At 73.3% G+C, this 25,244-nt stretch carries 23 protein-coding genes; 6 read left to right on the top strand and 17 right to left on the bottom strand.

The annotated features are described in order from the left end of the window. Nucleotide 1: 1 nt before the first annotated feature. Genes ACFQU3_RS04175 through ACFQU3_RS04160 form a run of 4 tightly spaced genes read right to left on the bottom strand, consistent with a single transcriptional unit; the run spans nt 2 to nt 5,560 of the window. The gene (locus ACFQU3_RS04175; protein ID WP_385906944.1) at nt 2-1,033 is read right to left on the bottom strand and encodes a glycosyltransferase family 4 protein; all 1,032 of its coding nucleotides are present in this window, start codon (nt 1,031-1,033) and stop codon (nt 2-4) included. Next, nucleotides 1,030-2,187: a glycosyltransferase family 4 protein gene (locus ACFQU3_RS04170; protein WP_385906941.1), complete on the bottom strand. Its 1,158-nt coding sequence runs from the start codon at nt 2,185-2,187 to the stop codon at nt 1,030-1,032. Before ACFQU3_RS04170 ends, ACFQU3_RS04175 begins: the two co-directional genes overlap by 4 nt. Next, nucleotides 2,184-3,539, bottom strand: coding sequence for an O-antigen ligase family protein (locus tag ACFQU3_RS04165; protein WP_385906938.1), 1,356 nt, complete (start codon nt 3,537-3,539; stop codon nt 2,184-2,186). The genes ACFQU3_RS04170 and ACFQU3_RS04165 overlap by 4 nt, the downstream gene beginning before the upstream one ends. Next, complete coding sequence (locus ACFQU3_RS04160) at nt 3,539-5,560, bottom strand: glycosyltransferase (RefSeq protein WP_385906935.1); 2,022 nt, start codon at nt 5,558-5,560, stop codon at nt 3,539-3,541. Before ACFQU3_RS04160 ends, ACFQU3_RS04165 begins: the two co-directional genes overlap by 1 nt. Nucleotides 5,561-5,759: 199 nt before the next feature. Here ACFQU3_RS04160 and ACFQU3_RS04155 point away from each other — a divergent pair, with 199 nt between their 5' ends. Then, entirely contained in the window at nt 5,760-7,100 is a 1,341-nt protein-coding gene (locus ACFQU3_RS04155) for a polysaccharide biosynthesis tyrosine autokinase (RefSeq protein WP_385906932.1), read from the top strand. Nucleotides 7,101-7,123: 23 nt separating this feature from the next. On the opposite strand, the gene ACFQU3_RS04150 is transcribed toward ACFQU3_RS04155, so the two are convergent. After that, complete coding sequence (locus ACFQU3_RS04150; RefSeq protein ID WP_385906929.1) at nt 7,124-7,405, bottom strand: PqqD family protein; 282 nt, start codon at nt 7,403-7,405, stop codon at nt 7,124-7,126. Next, complete coding sequence (locus ACFQU3_RS04145; protein ID WP_385906926.1) at nt 7,402-8,304, bottom strand: nucleotidyltransferase family protein; 903 nt, start codon at nt 8,302-8,304, stop codon at nt 7,402-7,404. The genes ACFQU3_RS04150 and ACFQU3_RS04145 overlap by 4 nt, the downstream gene beginning before the upstream one ends. 53 nt (nt 8,305-8,357) lie before the next feature. Here ACFQU3_RS04145 and ACFQU3_RS04140 point away from each other — a divergent pair, with 53 nt between their 5' ends. Next, complete coding sequence (locus tag ACFQU3_RS04140) at nt 8,358-9,098, top strand: phosphatase PAP2 family protein (protein ID WP_385906923.1); 741 nt, start codon at nt 8,358-8,360, stop codon at nt 9,096-9,098. Here the strand turns inward: ACFQU3_RS04140 and ACFQU3_RS04135 are convergent. Then, entirely contained in the window at nt 9,065-10,126 is a 1,062-nt protein-coding gene (locus tag ACFQU3_RS04135) for a glycosyltransferase family 4 protein (RefSeq protein ID WP_385906920.1), read from the bottom strand. The genes ACFQU3_RS04140 and ACFQU3_RS04135 overlap by 34 nt on opposite strands. A 149-nt stretch (nt 10,127-10,275) precedes the next feature. Between ACFQU3_RS04135 and ACFQU3_RS04130 the strand changes: the two genes are divergently transcribed. After that, a complete protein-coding gene (locus ACFQU3_RS04130) occupies nt 10,276-11,454 on the top strand; it encodes a glycosyltransferase family 4 protein (protein ID WP_385906917.1) in 1,179 nt (392 codons plus the stop codon). An 82-nt stretch (nt 11,455-11,536) separates the two neighbouring features. Here the strand turns inward: ACFQU3_RS04130 and ACFQU3_RS04125 are convergent, their stop codons facing one another. The 4 genes from ACFQU3_RS04125 to ACFQU3_RS04110 form a co-directional block, all read right to left on the bottom strand. Then, nucleotides 11,537-13,279: a lipopolysaccharide biosynthesis protein gene (locus ACFQU3_RS04125; protein WP_385906914.1), complete on the bottom strand. Its 1,743-nt coding sequence runs from the start codon at nt 13,277-13,279 to the stop codon at nt 11,537-11,539. Further along, complete coding sequence (locus ACFQU3_RS04120; RefSeq protein ID WP_385906911.1) at nt 13,269-14,219, bottom strand: beta-1,6-N-acetylglucosaminyltransferase; 951 nt, start codon at nt 14,217-14,219, stop codon at nt 13,269-13,271. Before ACFQU3_RS04120 ends, ACFQU3_RS04125 begins: the two co-directional genes overlap by 11 nt. 3 nt (nt 14,220-14,222) lie before the next feature. Further along, nucleotides 14,223-15,197 (bottom strand): glycosyltransferase family 2 protein, encoded by a 975-nt coding sequence (locus tag ACFQU3_RS04115; RefSeq protein WP_385906908.1) that lies wholly within the window; start codon nt 15,195-15,197, stop codon nt 14,223-14,225. Nucleotides 15,198-15,273: 76 nt separating this feature from the next. Beyond that, the gene (locus ACFQU3_RS04110; protein ID WP_385906906.1) at nt 15,274-16,377 is read right to left on the bottom strand and encodes a glycosyltransferase family 4 protein; all 1,104 of its coding nucleotides are present in this window, start codon (nt 16,375-16,377) and stop codon (nt 15,274-15,276) included. A gap of 43 nt (nt 16,378-16,420) precedes the next feature. Between ACFQU3_RS04110 and ACFQU3_RS04105 the strand changes: the two genes are divergently transcribed. Both ACFQU3_RS04105 and ACFQU3_RS04100 read left to right on the top strand, forming a co-directional pair. Then, nucleotides 16,421-17,539 (top strand): glycosyltransferase, encoded by a 1,119-nt coding sequence (locus ACFQU3_RS04105; protein ID WP_385906903.1) that lies wholly within the window; start codon nt 16,421-16,423, stop codon nt 17,537-17,539. A 59-nt stretch (nt 17,540-17,598) separates the two neighbouring features. After that, nucleotides 17,599-18,837: an acyltransferase family protein gene (locus ACFQU3_RS04100; protein WP_385906900.1), complete on the top strand. Its 1,239-nt coding sequence runs from the start codon at nt 17,599-17,601 to the stop codon at nt 18,835-18,837. Here the strand turns inward: ACFQU3_RS04100 and ACFQU3_RS04095 are convergent. Beyond that, complete coding sequence (locus ACFQU3_RS04095; RefSeq protein ID WP_385906897.1) at nt 18,830-19,417, bottom strand: hypothetical protein; 588 nt, start codon at nt 19,415-19,417, stop codon at nt 18,830-18,832. The two genes, ACFQU3_RS04100 and ACFQU3_RS04095, sit on opposite strands and share 8 nt — an antisense overlap. 54 nt (nt 19,418-19,471) lie before the next feature. On the opposite strand from ACFQU3_RS04095, the gene ACFQU3_RS04090 reads away from it, so the two are divergent. Beyond that, nucleotides 19,472-20,566 (top strand): LCP family protein, encoded by a 1,095-nt coding sequence (locus ACFQU3_RS04090; protein ID WP_385906894.1) that lies wholly within the window; start codon nt 19,472-19,474, stop codon nt 20,564-20,566. A 57-nt stretch (nt 20,567-20,623) separates the two neighbouring features. On the opposite strand, the gene ACFQU3_RS04085 is transcribed toward ACFQU3_RS04090, so the two are convergent. The 5 genes from ACFQU3_RS04085 to ACFQU3_RS04065 all read right to left on the bottom strand — a co-directional run bounded on the left by ACFQU3_RS04085 (nt 20,624) and on the right by ACFQU3_RS04065 (nt 25,225). Continuing rightward, nucleotides 20,624-21,580 carry a hypothetical protein gene (locus tag ACFQU3_RS04085; protein ID WP_385906891.1) on the bottom strand — a complete coding sequence of 319 codons (957 nt, stop codon included), beginning with the start codon at nt 21,578-21,580 and terminating at the stop codon, nt 20,624-20,626. A gap of 106 nt (nt 21,581-21,686) precedes the next feature. After that, nucleotides 21,687-22,340 carry a low molecular weight phosphatase family protein gene (locus tag ACFQU3_RS04080; RefSeq protein ID WP_385906888.1) on the bottom strand — a complete coding sequence of 218 codons (654 nt, stop codon included), beginning with the start codon at nt 22,338-22,340 and terminating at the stop codon, nt 21,687-21,689. Beyond that, complete coding sequence (locus ACFQU3_RS04075) at nt 22,295-22,903, bottom strand: dTDP-4-dehydrorhamnose 3,5-epimerase family protein (protein ID WP_385906885.1); 609 nt, start codon at nt 22,901-22,903, stop codon at nt 22,295-22,297. The genes ACFQU3_RS04080 and ACFQU3_RS04075 overlap by 46 nt, the downstream gene beginning before the upstream one ends. 13 nt (nt 22,904-22,916) lie before the next feature. Then, nucleotides 22,917-23,795 (bottom strand): glucose-1-phosphate thymidylyltransferase RfbA, encoded by an 879-nt coding sequence (rfbA, locus tag ACFQU3_RS04070; RefSeq protein WP_385906882.1) that lies wholly within the window; start codon nt 23,793-23,795, stop codon nt 22,917-22,919. A gap of 89 nt (nt 23,796-23,884) precedes the next feature. After that, the gene (locus ACFQU3_RS04065) at nt 23,885-25,225 is read right to left on the bottom strand and encodes a UDP-glucose dehydrogenase family protein (RefSeq protein WP_385906879.1); all 1,341 of its coding nucleotides are present in this window, start codon (nt 25,223-25,225) and stop codon (nt 23,885-23,887) included. Nucleotides 25,226-25,244: the final 19 nt, after the last annotated feature.

The raw sequence follows: 25,244 nt of genomic DNA, 5'->3' as shown, positions 1-25,244 counted from the left end.
GTCAGACCACCGCCCCGCGGACGGCCGCGTAGACATCCGCCGTCTCGCGCGCCTGGTGCTGGGGCGTGAACCGCTCCCGTTGGACGCCCTGCAGCTCGATGGCGTACGCGTCACGACGGGCGGTGTCGACGGCGAGGCCCATGAGCAGCTCGGCGGCTCGGCTCGCGTCGCCCGCGGGGTGCATGGCGGGGCTCGTGACGCTGCCGACCGTCTCGATGTGTCCACCTGCACCCACCGCCACGACGGGCAGGGCGGCGGCCATGGCCTCGAGGACGGTGAGGCCCAGGCCCTCGATGCGGCACGGGGCCAGCAGGAGCCCGGCGCGCTCCATGAGCTGGGGCACGTCGCTGCGGTGGCCGAGGAACTCCGTCACCGCAGCGATGCCGAGCTCTGCGGCGAGCGCGACGAGACGGCCGCGCTCTGCGCCGTCACCGGCGACCTCGAGGCGCCAGCCGCGGCCGGCGAGCCCGGAGAGGGCGAAGGCACGCAGGGCCACGTCGGTGTCCTTCTCCGGCTCGAGACGCTGGGCGACGAGCACGACCGGGTCACGGTCTGCCGACAGCCGCGTCGACGTGGTGGAGTCGACGCCGGGGTGGATCACGATGCTCGGTGCGTCGATGCTGTCGGCGACGTAGTGGCTGATCGCGATCTGGGCGTCGACCCGTCGGGCGGCACCGGCTCCGGCCAGGGCCGAGACCGGGTTGCTGCCCCGGTCGCGGGCGAAGTGTCGGGTCACCACCAAGGGCGTCCGGACGCCGAGCAACGCCGTTGCAGAGGCGATCTCGGCCGCCGTCATGTGCGCATGGACCACGTCGGCGCTGCGCCCCAGGCGTCGGACCGTGGCCAGCACGTCGGTGACTGTCGTCGCGGGCAACGTGCGCACGCCCAGCCCGGCGGCCTGCGCCATGCGCGCCGGGTCACCGCCGACGACGAGCACGTCGTCGCCGGCCGCCAGCTGCGCGCGGGACAGGCGGGCGACGTGGCTCTCGACGCCGGCGAACGCGTCCGAGCGCACCGCGTGGAGGATCCTCACCGGGCTCCCCCGTCCGCGACCCGGGAGGGCAGCGCGCTCTGGCTCAGACCGGTGAGAACCTCGAGGTAGCGGCGGGCCACGACAGCCCACGCGTGCTGCTCGGCGGTCGCTCGCGCGGCCTCCCGGAGCGGGCCGGGGTCCGCCGCGAGGACCTGCCCCAGCCCCTGCGCGAGCGCCTCGGCCGTCCCGTCCACGACGGCCCCGTTGACGCCGTCGGTGACGACGTCCGGCACGCAGCCGGTGGCCGTCGCGACGACAGGCACCCCGCACGCGAGCGCCTCGAGCACGACGAGGCCGTACGACTCGTAGGCGCTCGGCATCGCGAGAACGTCAGCCGCGTGCAGCCACGGCCTCGGGTCGGGCTGGGCCCCCGCGAAGCGCAGGCGCGCGCCGAGCCGCACTGCGGGCTCACGGCCGGCCTCGGCCGCCACGAGGTCGGGGGTCCCGCCGACGACGACGAGGACCGAGTCGGGCCCCAGGCGCGACACGGCGTCGACGAGCAGGGGCAGGCCCTTGCGCCCGAACTCGTTGCCGATGAAGAGCACGACACGTTGATCGGGACCGAGACCCAAGGCGGCCCGGGCCGCCTCGCGCTCGCCCGGGGTCGGGGGGCGGAGCCGCTCGGTGTCGACGCCGTTGCCGATGACCACGGTCGGGATCGCGAGCCGTGGGTAGGCCTCGCGGAGGAGTCGGTCCTCGTCGGTGACGAGGTTGACGACGAGCCGATGCGTGCTGGGACGGGAGTAGCGCAGCCGGTCGCGCGTGGTCGTGAAGAGGTGCAGCGGGTTGCGGAGCATCCGCAAGGCGTAGTGGCCCCGCGCTCGCATGGCCGCCTGGACGATGCCGTGGTTGACGTAGACGTCGCCGGCCAGGGCGTCGTTGTGGCAGATCGACAGCTGCTCGGGGTGGGCACGCAGGTGGCGCCTCGCGCGCCGGGTGCCGACCGTCGAGAACCACACGACCCGGCCGATGAGGGCGAGCCGCCCGGCCATCCCACCCGCGGGCGCGGGCAGCCAGCCGCCGCCGGCCTCGGCGAGGGTGAACCGGCGTACGTCGACGCCGAGCGCGCGCCACTCCTGCTCGAGGTGGTGCGCAACGGCGCCGACTCCCGTGCCCGGCCCGATCTCGGGAGTGATCTGGACGATGGTCGTCATGCGGTGGCCGCCGGCGCACGTGTGCCGAGGGAGTCCGACCCGGTGGGGGCGGCGTGCTCGTCGCGGCGGTCGGCATGCCACTTCACCCCGAGGCACAGCCCGAGGACGACGAACGGGAGCGAGCCCTGGACGGCCGCCCAGAAGAGGTCGAACTGCCCCTGGACGAGGCGTGTCACCAGGACCGCGACGGCGAGCGTGCCGTAGGTCGGGTCGAGGCGCCAGGCGACACGGAGGGCCACGTACATCAGCGCGAGGAAGGCGACGAGACCGACGACGCCCGCCGACGTCAGCACCTCGATCTCGGCGTTCGGCGGCTGGAACCGGAACGGGAAGCGGTCGGTGTACCACCAGCGCAGGCCCACACCGAACCACGGGTCGGTGATCCAGACGGTGACCGAGTCCTGGAACCACGTGAGCCGCTGGAAGACGGAGTTGAACTGGTTGTCGGACTGCACCTGGTCCTGGACGAGGTTCGTGACGAACACGATGAGGGGCGCGAGGACGAGGAGGGTCAGCTTGGACCGCTTGCGGTCGGTGTTCGAGCGCAGCACGAGGACGAAGATCGCGGCCACGATGCCGATGATGGCCTGCCTCGACTGGGTCGCGAGCACGGCGAGCAGCATGAGCACGACCAGAGCGCGGGACACGCGTCGCGACAGGCCGGCCCAGTCCGGACGGGCATAGACCATGACGACACCGATGCCGCACAGCGTGCCGGCGAAGTTCTTGTGCATGTTGTACGGGAAGGTCGGGTAGACCGGTGTCAGGTCGCCCTGCGAGATGTGGATCGCGCCCTCCACGACGGTGATCACGGCGACGACGGCGATGGTCCAGACGAGCAGGCGCACGCCGATGCGGCCGTGCCCGTTGGCCCCGACCGCCCAGCCGACGAGCAGTGAGCCGGACACCATCATCCAGGCGTGGGCCCACTCCACGGCGTTGGCCGGGTACGGGTTGTTGACGACGGTGACGAGCGTCGCGAACTGGTAGGTGGCGGAGGCCCACAGCACCGCCCGGATGCCGGGGGCGAACGGTCGCCTGGCGAGGAAGACCGCGGGCACGCTCGCTGCGGCGAGGGCGAAGTCGGAGAGCGACAGGTCGACGCCGCCGCTGCCGACGCGCATGACGACGAGCAGGAGCGGCAGCACCGCGACCGGGATGAGGCCCGGCTGCACGGCCGTGAGGCCCGCGGCGAGGACAGCGACGGCGATGACGATGGCCGCTTCCGGCATGGTCACGGCGAGCCGTCCGACGACGGCGACGAGGGCCACGGCGGCGAGGACGAGACCGAGCTGGAACGCGCGGTCCGTGCCGCCGTGGCCGCGCATCCGCTCCGAGATCACGCCGGCCATCATGCCTCCGACGACCGCGCCGACGACGGAGCCGACGACGGCGTCCTCGACGGCGTCGCCGGGTCGACGACCGGCAGGGAGTCGGCGGGTCGTACCTCGGAGCGCAGCGGGCCACGCAGGTAGAGCCGCACGCGTGCACGGGCGGCGCGCCCCCGCTCCCCCGGCAGGACCACACCGCGGACCGCCGAGCCGACCACCTGCCCGGCACGGCTCACCTGCCAGCCGAACGCCCCGAAGTGCTTGCGCAGGTAGACCTCCTGAGCCGCGTGGAAGTGGCCCTCGCGACGCGTGGGGTCGGTGCTCGTGGCCGCTCCCACGTGCTCGGCCCGGGCCTCACGCACGACGGCGTGACGCCAGCCGAGCCGGCTCGCGCGATAGGCCCAGTCGGTCTCCTCCGCGTAGAGGAAGAAGCGCTCGTCGTCGAACGGGCCGACGTGCTCGATCGCCTCGCGCCGCAGGAGCAGCACGGAGCCGATGACGTAGCGGTCGCGACGCAGCCGGCCCAGACCCGCTGCGTCGACCCACGTCGCGAGCGGCGACGGGAAAGGCCACTCGACGCGGGACGGGGCGCCCGCCGCGTCGACCTGTGCCGGGCCGACGCTCGCGAGGTCGGGCGAGGCCAGCAGCGCGGAGTGGAGCATCGTCACGTCGGCGGGCTGGACCACGGCGTCGGGGTTGACCAGGAGCGCGTCGGCGCCGGGGTCGATGACGCGCAGCGCGGCGTTGACGCCCGCGCCGAAGCCACCGTTGCGTCCCGGGTCGACGTAGCGGGCCCCCGCGGCCTCGGCCGCTGCTCGCACGTCAAACGACGAGGAGTTGTCGACCACCGTCACCGACAGCTCGCGCAGCGGGTCGAGGGCCCGGGCGAGCAGCTCAGGCTGGCCGTACGCGACGACGACCACCTCGAGTCGCCGACCTGCCGCGTCGGTCGCGTCGGCCGGCCGCTCGTGCGTGGCAGCGGCGTACATGGCCTCGTGCTCGAGTGCGATCTGGTCCCAGGACGTGCTGGCGGCTCGCTCGAGCCCGGCGGAGCGGAGGCGGCCGGCGACCTCGGCATCGCGGACGACCTCGGCGAGCGCCTTGGCGAGCTCGGCCACGTTGCCCTCGGCGACGACGAGCGCGGCGTCCCCGACGACGTGGGGCAGGGCGCCGCTGTCGCTGACGACGACGGGCGTGCCACACGCCATCGCCTCGAGCGCGACCCGGCCGAACTGCTCGACCCACGAGGGGGTCGTCAGGGACGGCACGGCGATGACGTCGACAGAGCGGTAGAAGGCGGGCAGCGACTCAGGGGGCAGGGCGCCGAGGAACTCGACGCGGTCGGCGAGGCCCAGCGACCCCGCGAGCGCCTCGAGGTCGCGACGCCGGGGGCCGTCGCCGGCCACGCGCAGGCGAAGGTCGGGCTCGAGAGCCACCGCGCGCAGCAGCACCTCGACGCCCTTGGCGGCGTCGAGGCGGCCGGCGAAGCCAGCGACGGGCAGCGTGCGAGGCGTGCCGGCATCCGCTGCCGGCGTGAAGACCGTCAGGTCGGTGCCGAGATCGATGACGCGCGCCCGGCCCGGGAACCCCTTGCGCTCGACGATCCGGCCCGCGGCGTCGTTGCAGACGTTGACGCCCCGCGCGTGCCGCAGCGCCGCGCGCTCGAGCCAGCGGAACGGGACGGGATGACGCTTGTCGATGTTCTGCGCCGAGTAGAGCAGGTAGGGCGCGCGCTGGCGGCGCAGCCAGCGCAGCAGGAGCACCTCGGCCGTGGCGAGGGCGTACGGCTCCTCGTGGATGTCGATGACGTCCACCGGCCGGCCGAGGGCGCGCCACAGGGGTCGCGGGTCGTAGAGGAAGAGAGCGGGATGAGAGCCGACGGTCCGTGCCGCGACGACGTCCTCACCGGGGCGGACGGCGAGCGCGACGACGCGACCGCCCTCGGACCACGACGCGGCCGACACGACGGCGACCTGGTGCCCCCGGCGGCGCAGCGCCCGCTCCCTCTCGCGCCAGGCGTCGACCACGGCGCTGTGGGACACGCGCAGTGCCCACACGACCATTCCAACCCCCAGTCTCCCGTGCCCTCCGCGGATGTCTCGGACTCGGCACAACCTCTTGGATGATATGGGAGGATGCTCCCACGTACCGACGAGTTGGCCGGGGGGCTAGGTGACGTTCCGGGAGTTCCTCAACGTGCTGGCAGCACGTTGGCGGATCATTGCACTGAGCCTTCTTGCCGTGATCGCAGCCACGTCTGTCCAGACGATCATGACGCCTGCCGTCTACACGTCCACCGCCAAGATCTTCCTGTCGGCCACGCAGCCGCCCGATCCGGGAAACGGCACCCAGGTCGCGACGTACGCCGTCAACTCAGACGACCTCGCGAGGTACCTCGACGTCCTCAACGCCCCGTCCGTCATCGAGCCCCTGCGCGCTCGGCTCGGGCTCGCGCCCGGCACACCCATCTCGGTGGCCGGAGAGGTCTCGCAGACGTCCAACATCATGACGATCACCGCCACCGGCGGTGATCCCGTTCTGTTGGCCCGCATCGCCAACGAGGCCGGGCCCGTGCTCGCAGACGTCGCGACGAAGAAGTTCTCGCCCCTGCTCGCCGCCAACGGCCAGTCCGTCGAGGCGACCACCATCGCGCCCGCGACGGCGCCCAGCGAGCCGGTTTCACCCAACGCGAAGCGCAACCTCATGCTCGGTGGCCTGCTGGGCCTCGCCCTCGGCATCGGGCTCGCGCTGTTGCGCCACACCCTCGACACGAAGGTGCGCACCGAGGACGACATCAAGGCCCTGTCCAAGCGGCCCATCCTCGGCGACATCCCGATGGTGAAGTCGGTCAAGGACGGCCTGATGTCCCTCGAGAGCGACCCCCACGGCCGCCACGCGGAGTCGATCCGGCGCCTGCGCACCAACATCCTCTTCGTCGACGTCACGACCGCCGGCCACTCCTTCGTCGTCACATCGTCCGTGCCCGGCGAGGGCAAGACGACGACGACGATCAACCTCGCGCTCGCGATGGCCGACGCCGGCTCGAAGGTGCTGCTCATCGACGGCGACCTGCGCAACCCGTCGGTCGCCCGCACGATGGGGCTCGACGGCTCGTTCGGCCTGACCACCCTGCTGCTCGGCCTGGCCGACCCCGAGGACGTCATCCAGCGCTGGCGCCAGTCGACCCTGCACGTGCTGCCGGCCGGGCCGGTGCCGCCCAACCCCAGCGAGCTGCTCGGGTCGGAGCCCATGGAGATCCTCTTCGGCAAGCTCGCCCACGACTACGACTTCATCCTCGTCGACAGCCCACCCGTGGTGCCCGTCATCGATGCCGTGCTCATCAACAAGCTGACGCACGGGCTCATCATGGTCGTCGGCGCCGACCGGACGAGGAAGCGTGACCTGGCGAGCGCCGTCCAGTCGCTCGAGACCGTGGACGTCCCCGTCGCCGGGTTCGCGCTCAACATGGCGCCCGTCAGCTCGTCGACGGCCCACCGCTACGGCTACTACGGCTACAACCGCGACGCCGATGCCAAGCTGGGCCGCCGGCAGAAGCGCGCACGGGCCAAGCACGAGGCCTGAGGCGCGTCAGCGCGTCAGCCGCCTCAGGCGTCGGGCGGCCAGCCCTCGATGAGATGGCGCTCGCGCAGGTCGGAGACGAACGCGTCGACGTCGGCCGCGATGGCCTCGACTGGCTGCCCGACCGACGCGGCGACGCGCTCGAGCCAGCCGTCGGCGGGCTCCGTCGTGCCCTCGTCCCAGATGACCGCGGCCGCTCCCTCGAGCACGAGGATGGGGCCGGCCGGCAGGTGGGCGAGGTAGACCGTCTGCCCTTCGTCGCTCACCGCGACGCCGGTGTCGGCACCGGGGCGGAAGGCGGGCCTCACCCGCCGTCCCCCTCTCGCCTGCGACCGCGGCGCCTGACCTGCTCGCGCAGCCCCCGGGCGGGCCGCCCGAAGAACTCCGCCAGGATCTCGTTCCGGCTCACGGGCCGGCCGCGCACGATCGTCAGGTGCTCGACGTTGACGAGCACCGACCGAGCTGCCACGCCGACCTTGGCACGCAGGCCGCGGGCGGCGCGCACCCGGGCCCGCCACTCCTCGACCCGGGTGCCGCCGCGTGCGGCGACGCGCCACAGGTCGTATGCCGGGTCGTCCCGGTGGTCGTCGAGGGTGCCGGTGATGACGGAGAAGCCCAGGCCGGCGTCGAGCCGGTCCACCCAGGCGCGGATGCGGTCGCGCTGCGGCTCGTCGGCCGTCGTCCACACCGCCTCGACGTCGAGTCCGGCCTTGGGGTCCTTCCCCCCGCGGGCTGCGTGGAGGAGCAGGAGCGCCGCCTGCGCGTCACGGGACGGCACCGAGCACTCGACGCCACCGAGCGTCACGGTGGTGCGGTCGCGCCAGAGCTCGTCGAAGGCGGCGTCGGGGTCAGGTCCGGTCCCGGGAAAGATGCGGTGGAGGTCGAGCAGACCGAAGTCCTTGTGTCGCAAGGTGGCCGAGTGCTCGAAGGATGAACCGTAGGCGAAGGAGTTGATGAGCTCCCAGCCGTGCCCGCGCAGCTCGTCGAGCAGCAGCCGCACCTGCCCGGGACGGGCGAGGACGTCGGCGTCGGAGTAGCCGCGAACCGGCACGAGCGTCGGGTCGAGTGCTGCGCCCTTGACGTGCAGCAGGTCGGCTCCGCAGCGGTCGGCGATCCACTGGAGGGAGGCGTGCGCGAAGCCGATCCGAACCTCGAGAGGAACCGACGCCCCCATCGTCGGGACCTCCGTCGCCTCGTGGGTTGCCATCGCGCGAACCCCCATAGACTGCAAGCGGACTGGTCGATCGCACCATAACAGCCATGCGGGAGGCGCACGTGCAGCATCGCGAACGTCTCCGGTGGGCCGGTCTGGCAGTGGTCGCCGCGCTCGGTCTCGTCGCCGCCGCGCTCATCTCGACGCGCACCGGCGCCGGCCGCTGGCTCGACGACGCGGTGCGCGACTGGGTGCTCAACGAGCTGCCGGGCTCGTTCCGCCGGCCGCTCAGCGACATCGCCCGCCCGCTCGTCATCGTCGCCCTCGCACCCGTCGTCGTCGTGCTCGCCCTGCTCGCGTTCGTGCGCCGGTCCTGGCGGCGTGCGATCGCCGGCGTGGTCGTGCCGGCGGCTGCGACGCTGCTCGCGCTCGAGGTGCGCGTCCAGGACGTCTTCGGCATCGGCGACGACGCCTTCCCGTCCAACCACGCGGCCGCCGGCCTCGGGCTCCTCGTCGGGGTCGCGATCGTCTGGCCGCGGCGGGTCACCAGACGCGGACTCGGCGCCCTCGCGGCCGCCGGGTTCGGCGTGGGGCTCGGCAACGTGTCGTGGTACGCGCACCTGCCCCGCGACGTCGTCGGCAGCGTCCTGCTCGTGGTGTGCGTCACCGCGTTGGTGCTCGCGGTGCTCGGTGGCGACTCGCCGAACCTCGCCGACGACGTCACGGCCGCCCGCGCGTCGGCGAAGGCAGCCGACGACCCGAGACCGACGGGTCCACGGCCGGAGGCTTCGGATGGGGCGGTCCCATCCGAGCTTCAGGAGCCGACGGAGCGCCAGACCCGCGCGTGACCCTCGGCGCTCGCCTCCCAGGTGAACCGGCGCGCCCGGTCGAGGCCGCGTCGCGCCATGGCCTCGACGTCCGGCCCGCCGGCGAGGACGTCGAGGACCGCCTGCGCGAGCGCAGCACCGGTCGGCTCGACGAGCAGGCCACCGTCGCCGACGACCTCTGGCAGCGACGAGCGGTCGGCAGCCACGACGGGGACGCCGGTCGCCATCCCCTCCAGGGCGGGCAGGCCGAACCCCTCGACGAGCGAGGGTACGACGACGACGGACGCGGCGGCATACAGCCCCGGGAGCAGCTCGTCGGCGACGCGGCCGACGAGGCGTACACCCGGCAACGACCCGAAGAGCTCGGTGCGGCGGGGGTGGGGCGGTCCGGCGAGCACGAGTGTCGTGCCGGGACGCGCGGTGTGCACGCGCGGCCACGCGTCGGCGAGCGCGCCCAGGTTCTTCCGCTCGGACGCTCCGCCGGCGGTCAGAACGTACGGTCCGCTGATCCCGAGCCCGGCCAGCACGTCGGGGGCGAGCGGCCGCGCACCGAAGTAGCGCGACTCGACCCCGTTGGGCACGACGACCGGGTCGCTGAGGCCGAGCAGGTCGACCGCCTCGGCAGCGGTGAACGCCGACACGCACACCACGGCGGCCGCCCGGCGCAGCTCCTCCGCGGCCGAGCGGACCGGCGCCGACTCGTCGGCGTAGCGCCACGCGACGACGTCGTGGAGCGTGACGACCTCGCGTGGGGCAGGCGGCAGCTCGAGGGTCATCCGGTGCACGAGCCCGGCCCGGGCGTACGCGAGACGACCCGCAGCCGCACGGGCGCGCGGTGAGGCGCCGCCGAGCCAGCCCATCGGCAGGCGGTGCGTGCCGGGCAGCGGCGAGCGGAGCGAACGCGCGACGACGTGTCGGACCTGCCACTCCTCGCCGGGACCGGCGAGCGCGTCGAGAGCCGAGGCGGCACGTGAGACGACGTGACGCTCGTACGCCTGCGCCCCCATCGGCACCGCGGTCGCGGTCGTGGCGATCGTGAGCCGGGGCACGGGCGGTCCTGACTGTCGGAGTGCGGTGGGAGTGCGGTGGGAGTGCTCGGAGAGTGCGGTCGGAGCCCGGGACGGGGCCGCCCTCGCATCGTAGGGTGAGACGGCACGCCGGCCGGTCGGCCACGCGTGTCCGATCGAGAGGAGCCGCGGTGGGTCGTCGCGTCGCCCTCGTCACCTCCTCCTACCACCCGCACCTCGGCGGGGTGGAGTCCCACGTGCGCCACGTCGCACGCGAGCTGCACGGCGCAGGGACCGAGGTCGAGGTGTGGACCGTCGACCGCGGTGAACACCTCGGCGTCGCGGAGCTGGACGGCACGGTCGTGCGCCACCTGCCCACCCCGCTGCCGGCCCGTTCGGGCCGGGCTCTGGCCAGCTTCGCGGTCTCCGCACCACGCGCCTGGCACGCGTGGCGGGCGGCCTCGCGCGCGTTCCGTCCCGACCTGCTGCACGTCCAGTGCTTCGGACCCAACGGGGTGTATGCCGCCGCGCTGGCTCGCCGGTCCGGCATCCCGCTCGTGCTGTCGAGCCACGGCGAGACCTTCATGGACGACCACGACGCGTTCGGCACCTCTGCCCTGATGCGCGAGGGTCTCCGGCGCACCATCGCGGGCGCCGCGGCGACGACGGGCTGTTCCGAGCAGGTGCTCGACGACCTGCGCGAGCGGTTCGGTCTCGTCGGTGGCTCCGTCGTGCCCAACGGTGTCGGCCCCGTGCCGACGGCCCCGCCCTCCGGCACGATGCCCGACGCCCTCGGTCTGTCCGACCGGCCGGTCGTGCTGGGGGTGGGCCGGCTCGAGACGACGAAGGGGTTCGACCTGCTCGTCGAGGCGTTCGCCGGGGTCGACGCCGACCTGGGCGCCACGCTCGTGCTCGGCGGCGCCGGCTCGCAGCGCGAGGCTCTTCGGGCCCTCGGCGAGCGCCTCGGTCTCGGCGAGCGCCTCCGGCTCGTCGGGGCCCTCGACGAGGCCGGCGTGCACGCCTGGATGCGTCGCGCCGACGTCGTCGTGATGCCCAGTCGCCGAGAGGCCTTCGGGATCGTGGCCCTCGAGGCCTGGCGCGCCGGGACACCGCTCGTCGCGACCAGCCTGGGTGGGCCGGCGTCGTTCGTCACGGACGGCGTCGACGGGCTGGTCGTCGACCCGGTCAACACCGGCGCGCTGGCGGGCGCCGTCGAGTCGCTGCTTCGCGACCCGCAGCGACGGGCCGCCCTCGGGGCGGCCGGGCGGATGTCCGCGCGCCGCTACACGTGGTCGGTCGTGGCCGATGCGTACGAGGGGGTCTACGCGCGGGTCGTGGCGCCCGTCGTCGAGCGGCGCTCCACCCAGTGACCGAACCGGGAGCGCCCCCGGTTCGATGTGTCCGCGCGACCCGGGGACCGCGGGGATACATCGAACCGGGGGCAGCGGAGCCTCAGGCCGGCGCGGGCTCGTCGACGGCGCGGGCGGTGAGCAGGCCCAGCACGACGGGGCCGACGCGCTTGGCGGGCCGGGGCAGCGCGCGGATGATGGCGTCGGCGTCCGGCACGGTCAGCCCGGACCTGCCCACACGCAGGATCGCGACGTAGAGCACGCCGCCCACCGCGGCGACTCCCACGGCGCGCAGCCACTCGTTGCCGGGCACCGCGGCAGCGGCGAGCATCAGCCCGCCCGCGAGCGCCGCCCCGACGAAGCACGGGAGCGCGTCGCGCGCCGCGAGCGAGACCGTGATGCCCAGGCCGCGCAGCTCCGACCGCGTCAGGAGCAGCAGGCTCGTCATGGAGCCTGCGACGTTGGCGATGACGGCGCCCCACACCCCGAGCGTCGGGATGAGGCTGAGGGCGAGCGCGACGTCGACGACGAGGGCCACCGACGTGGCCTTCAGCATCTCCCCCGCCGACAGGCGGGCCGAGACGAACGCGGCCACGGGGCTGGCAACCGTGACGAACCCGGCCGACACCCCGAGCGCCACCACCACCGGGCCCGCCTCGGCGAACTCCGGGCCGTAGAGGACGGGGACGAGGACCGCGAGTGGCACCACGGCGACGGCTTCAACGAGCCCGACCACCGTCGCGCCGGCCCGCAGGACGCGCCGGAAGGCCGGACGGACCGCCTGCGCATCGACCTCGAGCAGGCCCGAGATGGCCGGCACGAGTGGGCCGACGAAGGCCTGCGCCGGGGCGAAGACGTGGCCGGCCAGCCCGAAGGCCAGCGCGAAGACGCCGACCGCTGCCGGGGCCGCGAGCCAGTTCATGAAGAAGATCTCGCTGCGCGACATGACGAGACCGCCGATGACGCTCGCGAGGCCGACCGGCACGGCATAGCGCCAGAAGCCCACCGGCATGCCCCTGGGGAGCGCTGGACGCAGGACGGCGGTGCGGTAGGCAGCGGAGATGGGGACCAGGCAGAGCGCGACCGCGACGCCGCTGACGATGAGGCGGATGGTCCATACGGAGTCCGGCGTGCCCACGACGAGCACGACGACGACGACCGCGACCTGCGTGGCGAGGGACGTGACGAGGGCGATCTTGGCACCGTCGGCGGTCTTGTTCTCGATGGTCAGGCAGGCGACCGCACCGTCGAACGCCGCGGGCACGGCGATGCCGAAGACGATGGCGATGACCACGACGCTCGGCGGGACGTCGGCGAAGAGCAGGACGACGACCGAGAGCACCGGCATGACGACGAGCAGCCGGAAGCCCTGGGACTGCGAGAGCAGCCGGGACACGGTGGCCGTGCGGCCCGCGGCGTGAGCCTTCGCGCCGAACTGCACGACGGCTGAACCGAACCCGGCCGTCAGCATCCGCGAGACGACCTCCATGAGGGCGGTGAGGAAGGCCAGGCGTCCGTAGTCGGCGGCGCCCAGCACGCGAGCCATGAGGAGGTTGACGAGGAACGCGACGGGGATCGCGATGAAGGTGTGGATGACCGTCCAGACGGCGCCACGCACGGCACTCTGCTGCAGCCCCTCACGGCTCATCGCCCCGGCCGGCTGCGCCTCGAGGTCGTCGACCTGGCGGTCGGGCAGGAGCAGGTCCGCCTCCACCTCCCCCGCCGCCGTCTCGGGGCCGGCGTCCGGTGGATTGGGGCGAGCATCCGGTCCGCCATCCGGTCGAGCATCCGGTCCGCCATCCGGGCGTGCGTCGGCGCCGCCCTCGTCGGGTCGGTCACTCGCCACGGTCGACCCCGTTCACGCGGTCGAGGGCGTCCATCAGCTCTGCGCTGCGCACCGTGTGGACCTTACGGCAGAAGGGTGAGCCGGAGGCCCGGATCTCGGCCAGGTCATCGTGCACGAAGGTGCGGGTCGTGTCCTCCTCGGGCATCCAGACGGAGTAGGAGACGGGCAGCGGCACGGCAGGCGGGCCGGTGTTCCCCAGGACTGTCTGGAGCGCGGCCTCGTCGGCGATGACGGAGCCCTCGAAGAGCCGTCGCAGCGGCGTGCCCTCCGCGAGCTCGGCCAGCACCACCCCGAGGCGGAGGCGGTCCACGGCGAGCCACTGCGAGCCGAGCCGGATGGGCGGCGTGCCCGGCGACACACGGCGCCGGAGCCCGACGTGCGCACCCCGACCGCGGTCGACGAGCCGGAGCGAGACGAGGGGCTCGGTCCGGTGCGCGAGAGCCCACAGGGCGCGACCCGGGAGGCGGCCGGCGCGCAGCACGGAGTCCAGGTGCCGACCGACCGGGGCCCAGCGGTAGGTGTAGCGGGTCAGCGCGTCGTCGCCCACGCCGTGCCGACGCCCCCAGGCCGGGGCGTAGGTGAGCGCCCGCGCGGTGCCCTGCCAGCCCCCGGCCGCGCGCAGCTCGTCCTCCCACGTATCGAGCGTTCTGACGGGATAGCACTGCCCGGACACGAGGACGAGCAGGTCGGGGTCGACGGCCTGGCGTGCGGCCCGCATCGCGTCGAGGGTCACCTCGACGAGCTCCCACGAGCCCCAGTCCGTCGGGCGGCCGTGGGTGGTCACCCGGACCCGGTCGTCGTCGATGAGCGGCGCCGGGAAGCGTCGCGCGTCATGGGTGACGAAGACGGTGGCCAGGGGGCTCGACCGAAGGATCGCGCGCACGAGCCGGGTGACCTGGTCGGCCTCGGTGTGGCTGAGGACGACGTATGCCGCGGGCACCGATCAGGCCCGGGCCGTACGCCGGTCGCCGAGGCGGGTGCGGACGGCCGCGGTGGTGCCGGCGGCGAGACCACCGATGGCCGCCGAGGCGTGCAGGGCCCGGCCGCCCACGGCGCGGACCCTCTGGCGCGGGGTGCGGTCGGTGTCGACGACGGCCTTCGCGCCGTCGACGACGTTGCCGCCCACCTCGCGCAGCGCCACGCCGTAGAAGCGCCGCAGGATCGGCGCCCCCATGCCGAAGGTGTGCGAGAGGAGCACGACGTGGTTGCGGTGGCCGTAGTAGGTGTAGCGCACGTCGAAGCGGCGCCCCCGGGTGTAGGGCGCGGCCACGTGCTCGACGAGGGCCGTCGGGGTGTAGACGATGCGATGGCCGGCGCGGCCGAGCCGGAGCATGATGTCGCTCTCCTCGCGCAGGCACGTGCCGGGGAACAGGTCGACGATGCCGCCGATCTGCTCGAGCGCGGAACGGCGCACCGACATGTTGGCCCCGAGCACGTGGTCGACGTCGAGGTCGCGGCCCGTGTCGGCCGCGAAGTTGCCGGTGAGGGTCCCGTCCGGCAGCAGCCGCCCGACCGCATCGAGGCCCTCGTGCTCCTCGCCGGGCCGTCCGTTGCTCGCGCGGCCGCCGACGGCGCCGACGGCGGGGTCGGCGTAGCGGGCGACGATGTTCTCGAGCCAGTCGGGCTCGGCGTACGCGTCGTCGTCGACGAAGGCGACGATGTCGGAGCGGGTCTCGGCCACGCCGATGGCGCGGGACGTCGCGAGCGTGCCCGGGCCGGCGTCGTTGCGGATGTAGCGCACACCCGGGAAGTCGGCGACGACGTCGGCCGTCAGCCGGTGTGGCGACGAGTCGACGACGACGACCTCGTCGGGCGTGAGCGTCTGAAGACCGAGGTGCTCGAGGCAGGTCCGCACGTTGTCCGGGCGGTTGAAGGTCGCGACGACGACGTCGACCGACGGTGACGGGGCGTCTGGCATGGCAGGAGTATCGCACCGGATCGTCGTGTCCGTGGCTGACCCGGAGATCCCGTCTGCCCCGGTGGGCTGCGGCCTGTCAGCCGTGCCATCCCGCTTCCGCGAGCGCCGCCTCGAGGAGGTCCGTGGACCCGTCCCAGGTGTACCGCTCGGCGTTGCGGCGGCCCGCGGCCACGAGCTGCGACCGACGACCGGGGTGCTCGAGGACCTCCCGGACCGCCTCGACGAGCGCCTCGGGGCGGTCCGGGTCGCACAGCACGGCGCCGTCGCCCGCGACCTCCGGGACCGGCCCGGTGTGCAGCGCGACGACCGGGCACCCGCGTCGCTGGGCCTCCACGACGGGGATGCCGAACCCCTCGTAGACGGACGGGAAGACCAGGGCCGACGCGGCGTCGTAGAGCCACGCGAGCTCCTCGTCGGTGACCCGCCCGGCGAACGTCGCGTGCGCCCAGCGGGCGCCACCGGCGTCGGCGAAGACCCGGCCGTCGCCCCGGGCACCGACGACGACGGAGCGCAGACCTGCCCCCTCGAACGCGTCGAGGGCCGGCACGAGGTTCTTGTGCCGGGCGAAGGTCCCGACGCACAGCACCCACGGCTCGTCACCGCCGGCCACGGCGTCGGCGTCGGCGCCCAGCACCGGCCGGGCCGGGGTGAACCGGTCGACGTGGTCGCTGCCGTTCGGCACGACGGCGAGCCGCCCGGCGTCGACGCCGAGCACCGCCACGAGCTCACGTGCACTGAAGCGCGACACGGTGAGCACGCGCAGGGCGCGCCGCGCCAGCACCCGGTACATCGCGCGGTACCACGTGCGGAAGGCCCGGCTGTAGGTCTCGGGGTGGCGGAAGACCGAGACGTCGTGGAGGGTCGCCACCTGACGACGAGCCGCCACCGGGGCGGGACCGCCGAGGCTGACGAGGAGGTCACGGCGGGCCAGCCATGGCAGCACGACCTGCTCGAAGAGCTGCCCCGTGGCGCGCGACTCGCGCACCCGCGCCGACCCGGCCAGCTCGGCGGGCACGGCCGTCCCCCTCGGCACGTGGAGGACGACGCGCCCCGGGTGCCGGGCGACGAGACGGGTCGCGAGCTCGAGCGCGTAGCGCTGCGTGCCGGTGGTGGCCTGTGACAGGAAGCGCCCGTTGAGCGCGAGCTCGCGGCGGCGATGGCCCACACTGACTCTCGGCACCTGCCCGAATCTAGCGTCCAGCAGGCCTCGAGGATCGGACACCATGACGGATCGACCGCGCGTCGCGATCGCGCACGACTACCTGACCCAGCGCGGTGGCGCCGAGCGGGTCGTCCTCGCGCTGCACCGCGCCTTCCCCGACGCGACGATCCACACGACGCTCTACGACCCGGAGGGCACCTACCCGGAGTTCCGCGACGCGCGCGTCGTGGTCTCCCCCATCAACCGGATCGCGCCGTTGCGCCGCGAGCACCGGGCCGCGCTGCCACTCCTGCCGTATGCCGTGTCGCGCCTGCCCGTCGACGCCGACGTCGTCGTCGCCTCGAGCTCGGGCTGGGCCCACGGCGTGCCGACCACCGGCCGCAAGCTCGTCTACTGCCACGCGCCCGCCCGCTGGCTCTACCAGTCCGACGCGTACCTCGGCACGTCGAAGCGACGCTCGGCACGCGCCCGCGCCCTGTCGGTCCTCAGCGGCTGGCTGCGCCGCTGGGACGCAGGGGCGGCGGCGTCCGCCGACCGCTACCTCGCGAACTCCACGGTGGTCCGCGAACGCATCGCGGCGGCATACGGCATCGAGGCGGAGGTGCTGCCCCCGCCCTACGGCATCGACCCGGCCGACCCGCAGGAGCCGGTCGCCGCACTCGCCGACTGGGCCGCTCCGCGCGGCGACGGCTACCTGCTCCTCGTGTCGCGGCTGCTGCCGTACAAGAACGTCGACGTCGCCATCGAGGCGGTGCGTGGGCTTCCCGAGCGCCTCGTCGTGGTCGGCGCCGGGCCCCTCGAGACGCAGCTGCGGGCGGCAGCGCCCGACAACGTCCGCATCGTCTCCGGCCTCAGCGACGCCGAGCTGCGCTGGACCTACGACCGGGCCCGCGCCCTGCTCGCGCCGAGCCTCGAGGACTTCGGCCTGACGCCGCTCGAGGCCGCGGCGTTCGGGGTGCCGACGCTCGCGCTGCACGGCGGCGGCTACCTCGACACGATCGACGCGCAGGCCAACGGGACGTTCTTCGAGGAGCCGACGGTCGAGGCGGTGCGCGCAGCGGTCGTCGCCAACCGCGCCCGCACCTGGGACGCCGACCGGGTGCGCGCACACGCCGAGCAGTTCTCCGAGGCGCATTTCCGCGAACGCATCCGCGCGGAGGTCGACCGCTTCCTAGAATGACGCCCGGGGCACGACGACGGGGGGGTCGGCCGTCCTGGGGCACGCACTCGAGGGGGACCATGGACGGCACGACCGCGCCGACGACCGCGCCGATGACCGCGGCCGAAGCACGTCCGCCGGCGACCCGGCGGCTCGCGTACGTCGACACGCTCCGCGGCTTCGCCGCCCTGTGGGTCTTCCTGCTCCACATCCACGGCTACTGGCTCGACAACGTCCGTCCGCCGAAGCTGTCCGGAGACGGCGTCCTCGTGCGCGTCATGGGCTTCGGCGGCGCCGGCGTCGACATCTTCATCGTCCTGTCGGGGTTCTGCCTCACCCTTCCGCTCCTTCGTGCCGGTCGCGTGCGGGACCTCCAGCCGCGCCGGTTCTTCCGTCGCCGCGCCTACCGGCTGCTGCCGGCCTACTACGCCGCCGTCGCCCTGGTCATGGCCCTCGAGCTCGTGCCGGCGCTGCGTGAGCGGCTGGTGAGCCGCGACCTCACGCCCGTCGACGCAGTCACCCACCTGACGCTGACCTTCCCGTTCTTCGGTGACACGCTCTCGTCGGTCAACGGCTCCCTGTGGTCGATCTCCCTCGAGGCGACCCTCTACCTCGGTTTCCCGCTGCTGCTCCTCGTGCACCGCAGGCTCGGCATGCGCGGCGCGCTGCTCGTGACACTCGGCGTGGCGCTCCTGTGGGGGGCGTTCGGCGTGTGGTGGACGGGACAGGCGCACCCGGCCGGCTTCCTGCCGTCGACGGACAAGCTCTTCCCGGCCCGCTGGTTCCAGTTCGCGCTCGGGATGTGGGCAGCGACGCTCGTCACCTCGCCGAGAGCCGGTCACGTCTCGCGCGCCGGGATCGCCCTCCCGGTCGCCCTCGCGGTCGGCCTGGCCGGGTACGCCGCCGGGTGGGGTCCGGTGAGCGCGCTCGGGTTCGGGGTCGTGGCCGTGTGCCTGCTCGTGCTGTTGGCGAGGGTGCCCGGGCGGGTCTTCGAGTCGGGCCCGCTGCGCTGGCTCACGGCCCTGGGCGTCATCTCGTACAGCTTCTACCTGCTGCACCAGCCGGTCCTCCTGCTCTCGTCGGGCCTGGCCCGGCCCGACGAGTGGGGCATCGCGCCGACGACCCTCGTGGCGCTGACCGTCGCGGGCACGGCGACCGTCCTCGTCGCCGCGGCGTTCTACCACGCGATCGAGAAGCCGTTCCTCGTGCGCGGCAGCATGCGAAGCGTCGTGCGTGAGGACACGGGCGACACGGGCGACACGGACGACACGCCCGGACGGCCGGCCGCGGGCGAACCGAGGCGCGCGCCGGCTACGTGACGGCGCGCACGACGAGGAACCACGCCACGACCGGAGCGCCCACGACGAGGATGATGGCGAGGACGCGCAGCGCCGCCGCGTGACCGTAGACCTTGGCGATGACGGCCGCGACGACGCCGACCGCGAAGATCCCGAGCGAGTAGTTCGCGAACATCGCGCTCAGCTCGACGAGCTCGGGCGACGTGGTGATGTTGGCGATCGTCGCGGCCTTGCCGGCCGGCCCCCAGGGCGCCGGGAGCGGCACCTGGGCGAGCAGGAACGCGGCGACGCCGAGGACGTCGGTGCGCACGTACGTCCGCCGTCGCGCGGAGACCTGGCTGCGACTGCGCACCGACGGCTGCACCGGCGGTGGCGGCGAGGTGAGCGCTCGCGGGAGCGTCAGCAGCAGGCCGGGCAGTCCGGCGAGGCCTGCGAGCAGCGCGCCGTAGAGCTTGGGCCGGTCGTCCGACGCGAAGGAGAAGGCCGTCACGACGGGCACGGTCGCGCGCGTGAGGAGCCACACGTAGGCGGCGAAGACCAGGACGGCGGCGATGGCGAGGGGGACGTCGGCGTTGACGCGCCTGCCGGCCTCTCGGGACATGGCGGACAGTGTAAGCAGCACACGTGCCCCGCCCGTCACACCTACACTGGCGCCGTGGACAGCACCAGAGAGCGCGGAGCCGACCTGTTCGAACGTGACCAGGCGGGTGCCTCCGACGGCGCCTCCGGCGGGTCCGGTGGCGGCCGGTGGGACGACGGCTCGTCGTCCGACGACCCGTCGCGCCGCCGCGAGAAGAAGCGCAACCGCAAGGTCCTCGTTGCGGCGCTGATCCTGCTGCTGGTGCCCGTCCTCGCCGTCGGTGGCTACCTCGCGTGGCTCAACCAGATCGTCTCGAACAACGTGAAGACCCAGCTGCTGCTGCCCGACGACGCCGACGGCGCGAAGCCGACGAACGACGCCGGCGAGGTCATCGACGTGCCGACCGGCACGGGCACGAACTACCTCATCATCGGCAACGACGCCGGGCCCGGCCGCGTCGGCGCCCGGTCCGACGTCATGGTCCTCGTCCACGTGCCCGCCGACCACTCCAACGTCAGCCTCATCCACTTCCCGCGTGACCTCTACGTCTCGATCCCCGGCAAGGGCAAGAACAAGCTCAACGCGGCGTACGCGTTCGGCGGAGCGCCGTTGCTCGTCCGGACGATGCAGAACCTGCTCGGCGTCCGCATCGACCACGTCGCGATGCTCGGCTTCGAGGGCTTCAAGTCGATGACCGACGCGGTCGGGGGCGTCGACGTCAACGTCGAGGAGGCCTCCGAGGGCGACGGCAAGGTCTTCCGCGAGGGCATGATGCACATGGACGGCGAGACCGCCCTCGTCTTCGTCCGCCAGCGCAAGCAGCTGAGCGAGGGCGACATCTCCCGTGGCCAGCGTCAGCTCGCGTTCATCAAGGCGCTCATGCTCAAGACGCTGAGCAAGGAGGTCCTGACCAACCCGATCCGGCTCAAGGACTTCATCCAGGCGGCCACGAGCAACCTCACCGTCGACCAGAGGCTCGACGTCGGCACGATGCGCTCCGAGGCGTTCGCGATGCGCGGTCTGCGGGGCAACGACATCCGCTTCATCACGGCGCCGTTCACCGGCTTCGGCACGAGCCCCGAGGGCGCGTCGATCGACATCGTCGACACGGTGAAGATGGACGAGCTCGGCGAGGCCATCCGCACGGACGCGATGAACTCCTACAAGTAGGAGGCAGCCCACAGGAGGGCGCCGACGGCATCGGTGTGCGGGTCGGGACGAGCGGGGTCAGACGCGCTTCCACGACGTCAGGTCGCCGACCGAGACCCACGTCTGGTCTCCCGACACGATCCAGCCGGCCCGACCGGTCACGGAGAGACCGACCTGGCCGCGGACCGGCGACGTGACCGGAACGCACGCGACGATGGTGGCGTTGCGGCCCTCCACGACGCGGACGACCTGGACGCCCTCGCACGCGCCCACGATGCGGGCGGCGTACGTCGTCAGGGTCGTGTCGACGAGGAGGTTGCTGAGGGCCACGCCGCCCGGGGCGTCACCGGAGTCGGACCACGTGACCCCTCCGTCGTTCGTGACGACGACGGAGCCGTCGGCGCACAGGGCCTCCGCCTGCGACGCCGACGTGCGCGAGAGGTCGACGACGACGGCGTCGTCGCAGGGGGCCGCCGCGTCCTGCTGGGGCGCCAGCACCGAGCTCGGCTCGTCGAGCTGCCGGGCCCAGCCGCCGCTGACCGTCGTCGGTGCCTGCCAGGTGCGGCCCACGTCGCTCGTGGAGTACTGCTTGAGCGAGCAGTCGGCACCGGCACCGACGACGAACGCGCGGGCCTCGTCGAGCGGTTGGACGCGCACCACGGCCCGGGACGGCGCCCGCAGCCTCGTCCACGTCTCGCCGCCGTCGCTCGTCACCTCGAGGACGGCCCCTCCCGCGTCACAGCTGCCCGTCCTCGCCCGCCAGGCGGTCGCGGCGTCGAGTGCGGTGACGAGCCGGGACACGGGGACCGCCTTCGCTGCCGGCGAGGCGGTCCTGCGCGGTGGCGTGGAGGTCGCCGGCTCGGTCTGCGGGGTGGTCTGTGGGTCGGTCGCCTGGTCCGTCGCGAGGCCGGCCGTGCGGGTCACGGTCGGCAGCGCGGACGTCTCCTCGCGGCCCGCCCCCAGGGCAACCGCGACCAGCGCCACGTCGGCGGCCAGGAAGGCCAGCAGACCGGCTGTCGCCAGTCGGTTCTTCATGTCGGTACTCCCCCTCGACGCATGCTTCCTCCCCTCCCCCGGGGGACATGCTAGAGGCGAATCGCCTTGAACGAGGCGGCAGCCCGATCTCGCCGTCGGGGCTACCTCAGGTGCTGCTCGGCCGCAGCGCCTCGGCCACGACCCTCAGCTGCGACTCGATCTCGTGCGACATCAGGACATATGCGGCAGATCCGCGTCCGTATGGGTCGGATATGTCCGACTCCTCCGGCTGGCGAATCGTGGAGCGGCCCCGGCGGCTCCACGCGAGGGCGGCGAGACGAGCGGCCCAGGACGCGTCGGGCGCGCCCGGTCCGGTCGGTGTCTGCGTCTCGAGAGCGGCCATCTCGGCGCCGAGGTCGGCGTCGCGGAGCAGGTCGGCGAGCTCGCCGAGGCTGAACGTGCGGCGCAGCGCCCGGGGCAGGAGGGCGACGACCTCGTGGCGGTGCCGTTGCGTCGCGGTGACGACGAGGTCGGCGTCGCGCAGCAGCGCCGGCGTGATCTGGCGGGCCGCGAAGCCGGCCGCGTCGGCCTCGAGCTCGCCGAGGGCCTCGACCGATCCCGGCTCGATGGGAGCACCGACGAGCGCCCGGGTGCCGGCGCTGGAGACCTCCACTCCCGTGCCGGCGAGCAGCTGGACGAGGCGCCGCTCGATGTAGGGCGAGCGACAGACGTTGCCGGTGCACACGACGAGGACCCGGCCGGCCACGTCCGTCGTCATGTGCGCGTCGCTGGGGCCAGCGAGGAGGAGTACGCGAGGCATGCCTCGAGGGTGGGCAGCAGCCCCGCGTCGGCGGCTTCGTCAAGAGTGGGTGCGGCGGCGTCCTTGGGCGACAGGAGCGGCACGAAGCCACCGGGAAGGGCCAGCCCGATGCGCGGGTCGAGGGGGTTGACCCCGCGCTCGATCGCGGGGGTGAACACCTCGGAGCAGAGGTAGAGCGCGGTCCCGCCCTCGATGCAGGCGAGGGCGTGCCCCAGCCCCTCGGCGACGTAGACGGCCCGCCGGTCGACGGTGTCGAGCACCACCGAGTCCCACTCCCCGAAGGTCGGCGAGCCGACGCGGACGTCGACGACGAAGTCGATGAAGACGCCGCCGGTCGCCGTGACGTACTTGGCCTGCGAGGGCGGCACGTCGGCGAAGTGGATGCCGCGCACCACACCCGGCCCCGACACCGAGATGTTCGTCTGCCGCACGCGCAGCTCGTGGCCGATGGCCTCGGCGAGGTGGTCGACGCGGAAGCCCTCGGCGAAGACCCCACGCTCGTCGCGCAGCTGCCGCGGCGTGATCTCGAACGCGCCGGCGACCTTCAGCGGCCGAATGTCCATGACGTCCTCGCGTTCACGGGGTGTCCCTGCCCTCGGCGAGCAGGGCGTGCAGGTAGAGACCGTAGCCGCTGCGGGCCTGGTCGTCGGCGTGCCCGCGCATCGCCGTGTCGTCGAGCCAGCCGTTGCGCCACGCGACCTCCTCGACGCAGCCGATCTTCTGGCCCTGCCGGGCCTCGACGACGTGGACGTACTGGCTCGCCTCGATGAGCCCCTCGAACGTCCCGGTGTCGAACCACGCGGTGCCGCGCGGCAGGACGCTGACCGACAGGGTGCCCCGGCGGAGGTACTCGTCGTTGACGGCCGTGATCTCGAGCTCGCCGCGCGCGCTCGGCCGCAGCCCCTTGGCGATGGCCACGACGTCGTTGTCGTAGAAGTAGAGGCCCGGCACGGCATAGCTCGACTTCGGGTCCGCCGGCTTCTCCTCGATGGAGATGACGTGGCCGTCGGTGCCGAACTCCACGACGCCGTATGCCGTGGGGTCGGCCACGCGGTAGGCGAAGACGTGCCCGCCCTCGACGTCGGTGTGGTCGGCGAGGCGGGTGCCGAGACCGGGCCCGAAGAAGATGTTGTCACCGAGGACGAGGCCCACGCGATCGCCGCCGATGAAGTCGGCGCCGAGCACGAACGCCTGGGCGATCCCCTCGGGACGCGGCTGGACGGCATACGCGATCGTCATGCCCCACTGCGAGCCGTCACCGAGGAGGCGCCGGAACTGGTCCGCGTCGACCGGGGTCGTGATGACGAGGACCTCGCGGATGCCCGCCATCATCAGGGTCGACAGCGGGTAGTAGACCATCGGCTTGTCGTAGACGGGCATCAGCTGCTTGCTGATGCCCCGCGTGATCGGGTGCAGCCGGCTGCCCGTGCCCCCGGCGAGGATGATCCCCTTCATGGCACGGAGCCTAGGTGCTGCGTCGGCGCGCCGCCCGGGAGTCGGCAGAAGGCGCAAACCGGGCGCCTGGCCGCCTCACCGTCCCATCCTCACCACGTGGACGCGGTGCGTCCCATCCCGCGGTAGTCCCAGCCGGCGTCGGCCCAGGCGTGCGCGTCGAGGACGTTGCGCCCGTCGATGATGCGTGGCGTGGCCACGAGCGACTTGGCGTGGGCGGGGTCGATGGCGAGGTAGTCCTTCCACGCCGTGAGGAGCATGACGAGGTCGGCACCCTCGAGGGCCTCGTCCGCCGTGTCGACGATGTGGAGGTCGGGACGCTGGCTGCGTACGGCTGCCGCGCCCGCCGGGTCGGTCGCCACGACGTTGGCGCCGCGGCCCCACAGACGGCCCGCGATGTCGAGGGCCGGGGAGTCGCGCACGTCGTCGCTGTCGGGCTTGAACGTGAGGCCGAGCACCGCGACCTTGACCCCGACGAGGCGGCCACCGGCCATGCTCGTCGCGAGGTCGACGGCGTGGTCGCGACGACGCATGTTGATCGAGTCGACCTCACGCAGGAACGTCAGCGACTGGTCGACGCCGAGCTCGCCCGCCCGGGCCATGAAGGCACGGATGTCCTTGGGCAGGCAGCCACCGCCGAAGCCGATGCCGGCCTGGAGGAACTTCGGTCCGATGCGCTCGTCGTGGCCGATGGCCTCGGCGAGCCTGGTGACGTCGGCGCCGGACGCGTCGCACAGCTCGGCCATCGAGTTGATGAAGGAGATCTTCGTGGCCAGGAACGAGTTCGCGGCGACCTTGACGAGCTCGGCCGTCGCGTAGTTGACGAGCAGGCGCGGGATGCCGGCCGCGATGATCGGCGCGTAGACCTCGTCGAGCACCGCACGGCCGGTGTCGCCCGCCAGCACGTCGTCGGGCAGCCCGTAGACGACGCGGTCCGGAGCCTGGGTGTCCTGCACCGCGAAGCCCTCGCGCAGGAACTCGGGGTTCCACACGACGACGGCGTCGAGCCCGGCCTCTGCCACGCGGTCGGCGATCGCCTGCGCGGTGCCCACGGGGACCGTCGACTTGCCGACGATGACGAGCGGCCCGTCCGCGTGCGGCCGGGCGTGGGCGAGGATGTCGTCGACCGCGGTCCAGACGTAGCTCATGTCGGCCGCATAGCTGCCACCACCCTGCGGCGTGCCCACCGCGATGAAGTGCACCCGGGCGTCCCCGATGGCGCTCTTGTCGGTCGTGAACGTCAGTGCCCCGGACTCGACGCCCTTGCGCAGCACCGGCTCGAGGCCCGGCTCGTGGAACGACGGGACGCCCGCGGCGAGCCGGTCGATCTTGGTCTGGTCGATGTCGACCCCCACGACCTCGTGGCCGAAGTCGGCCATGCACGCGGCGTGGACCGCACCGAGGTATCCGCAACCGATCACCGAGATTCGCACGGGGGAAGCATACGCAGGG

It is taken from the genome of Terrabacter sp. GCM10028922, assembly GCF_042666095.1.
Taxonomy (GTDB): domain Bacteria; phylum Actinomycetota; class Actinomycetes; order Actinomycetales; family Dermatophilaceae; genus Terrabacter.
The sequence above is the reverse complement of the archived record's forward strand: the minus strand, read 5'-3'. Positions and strand labels throughout refer to the sequence as shown.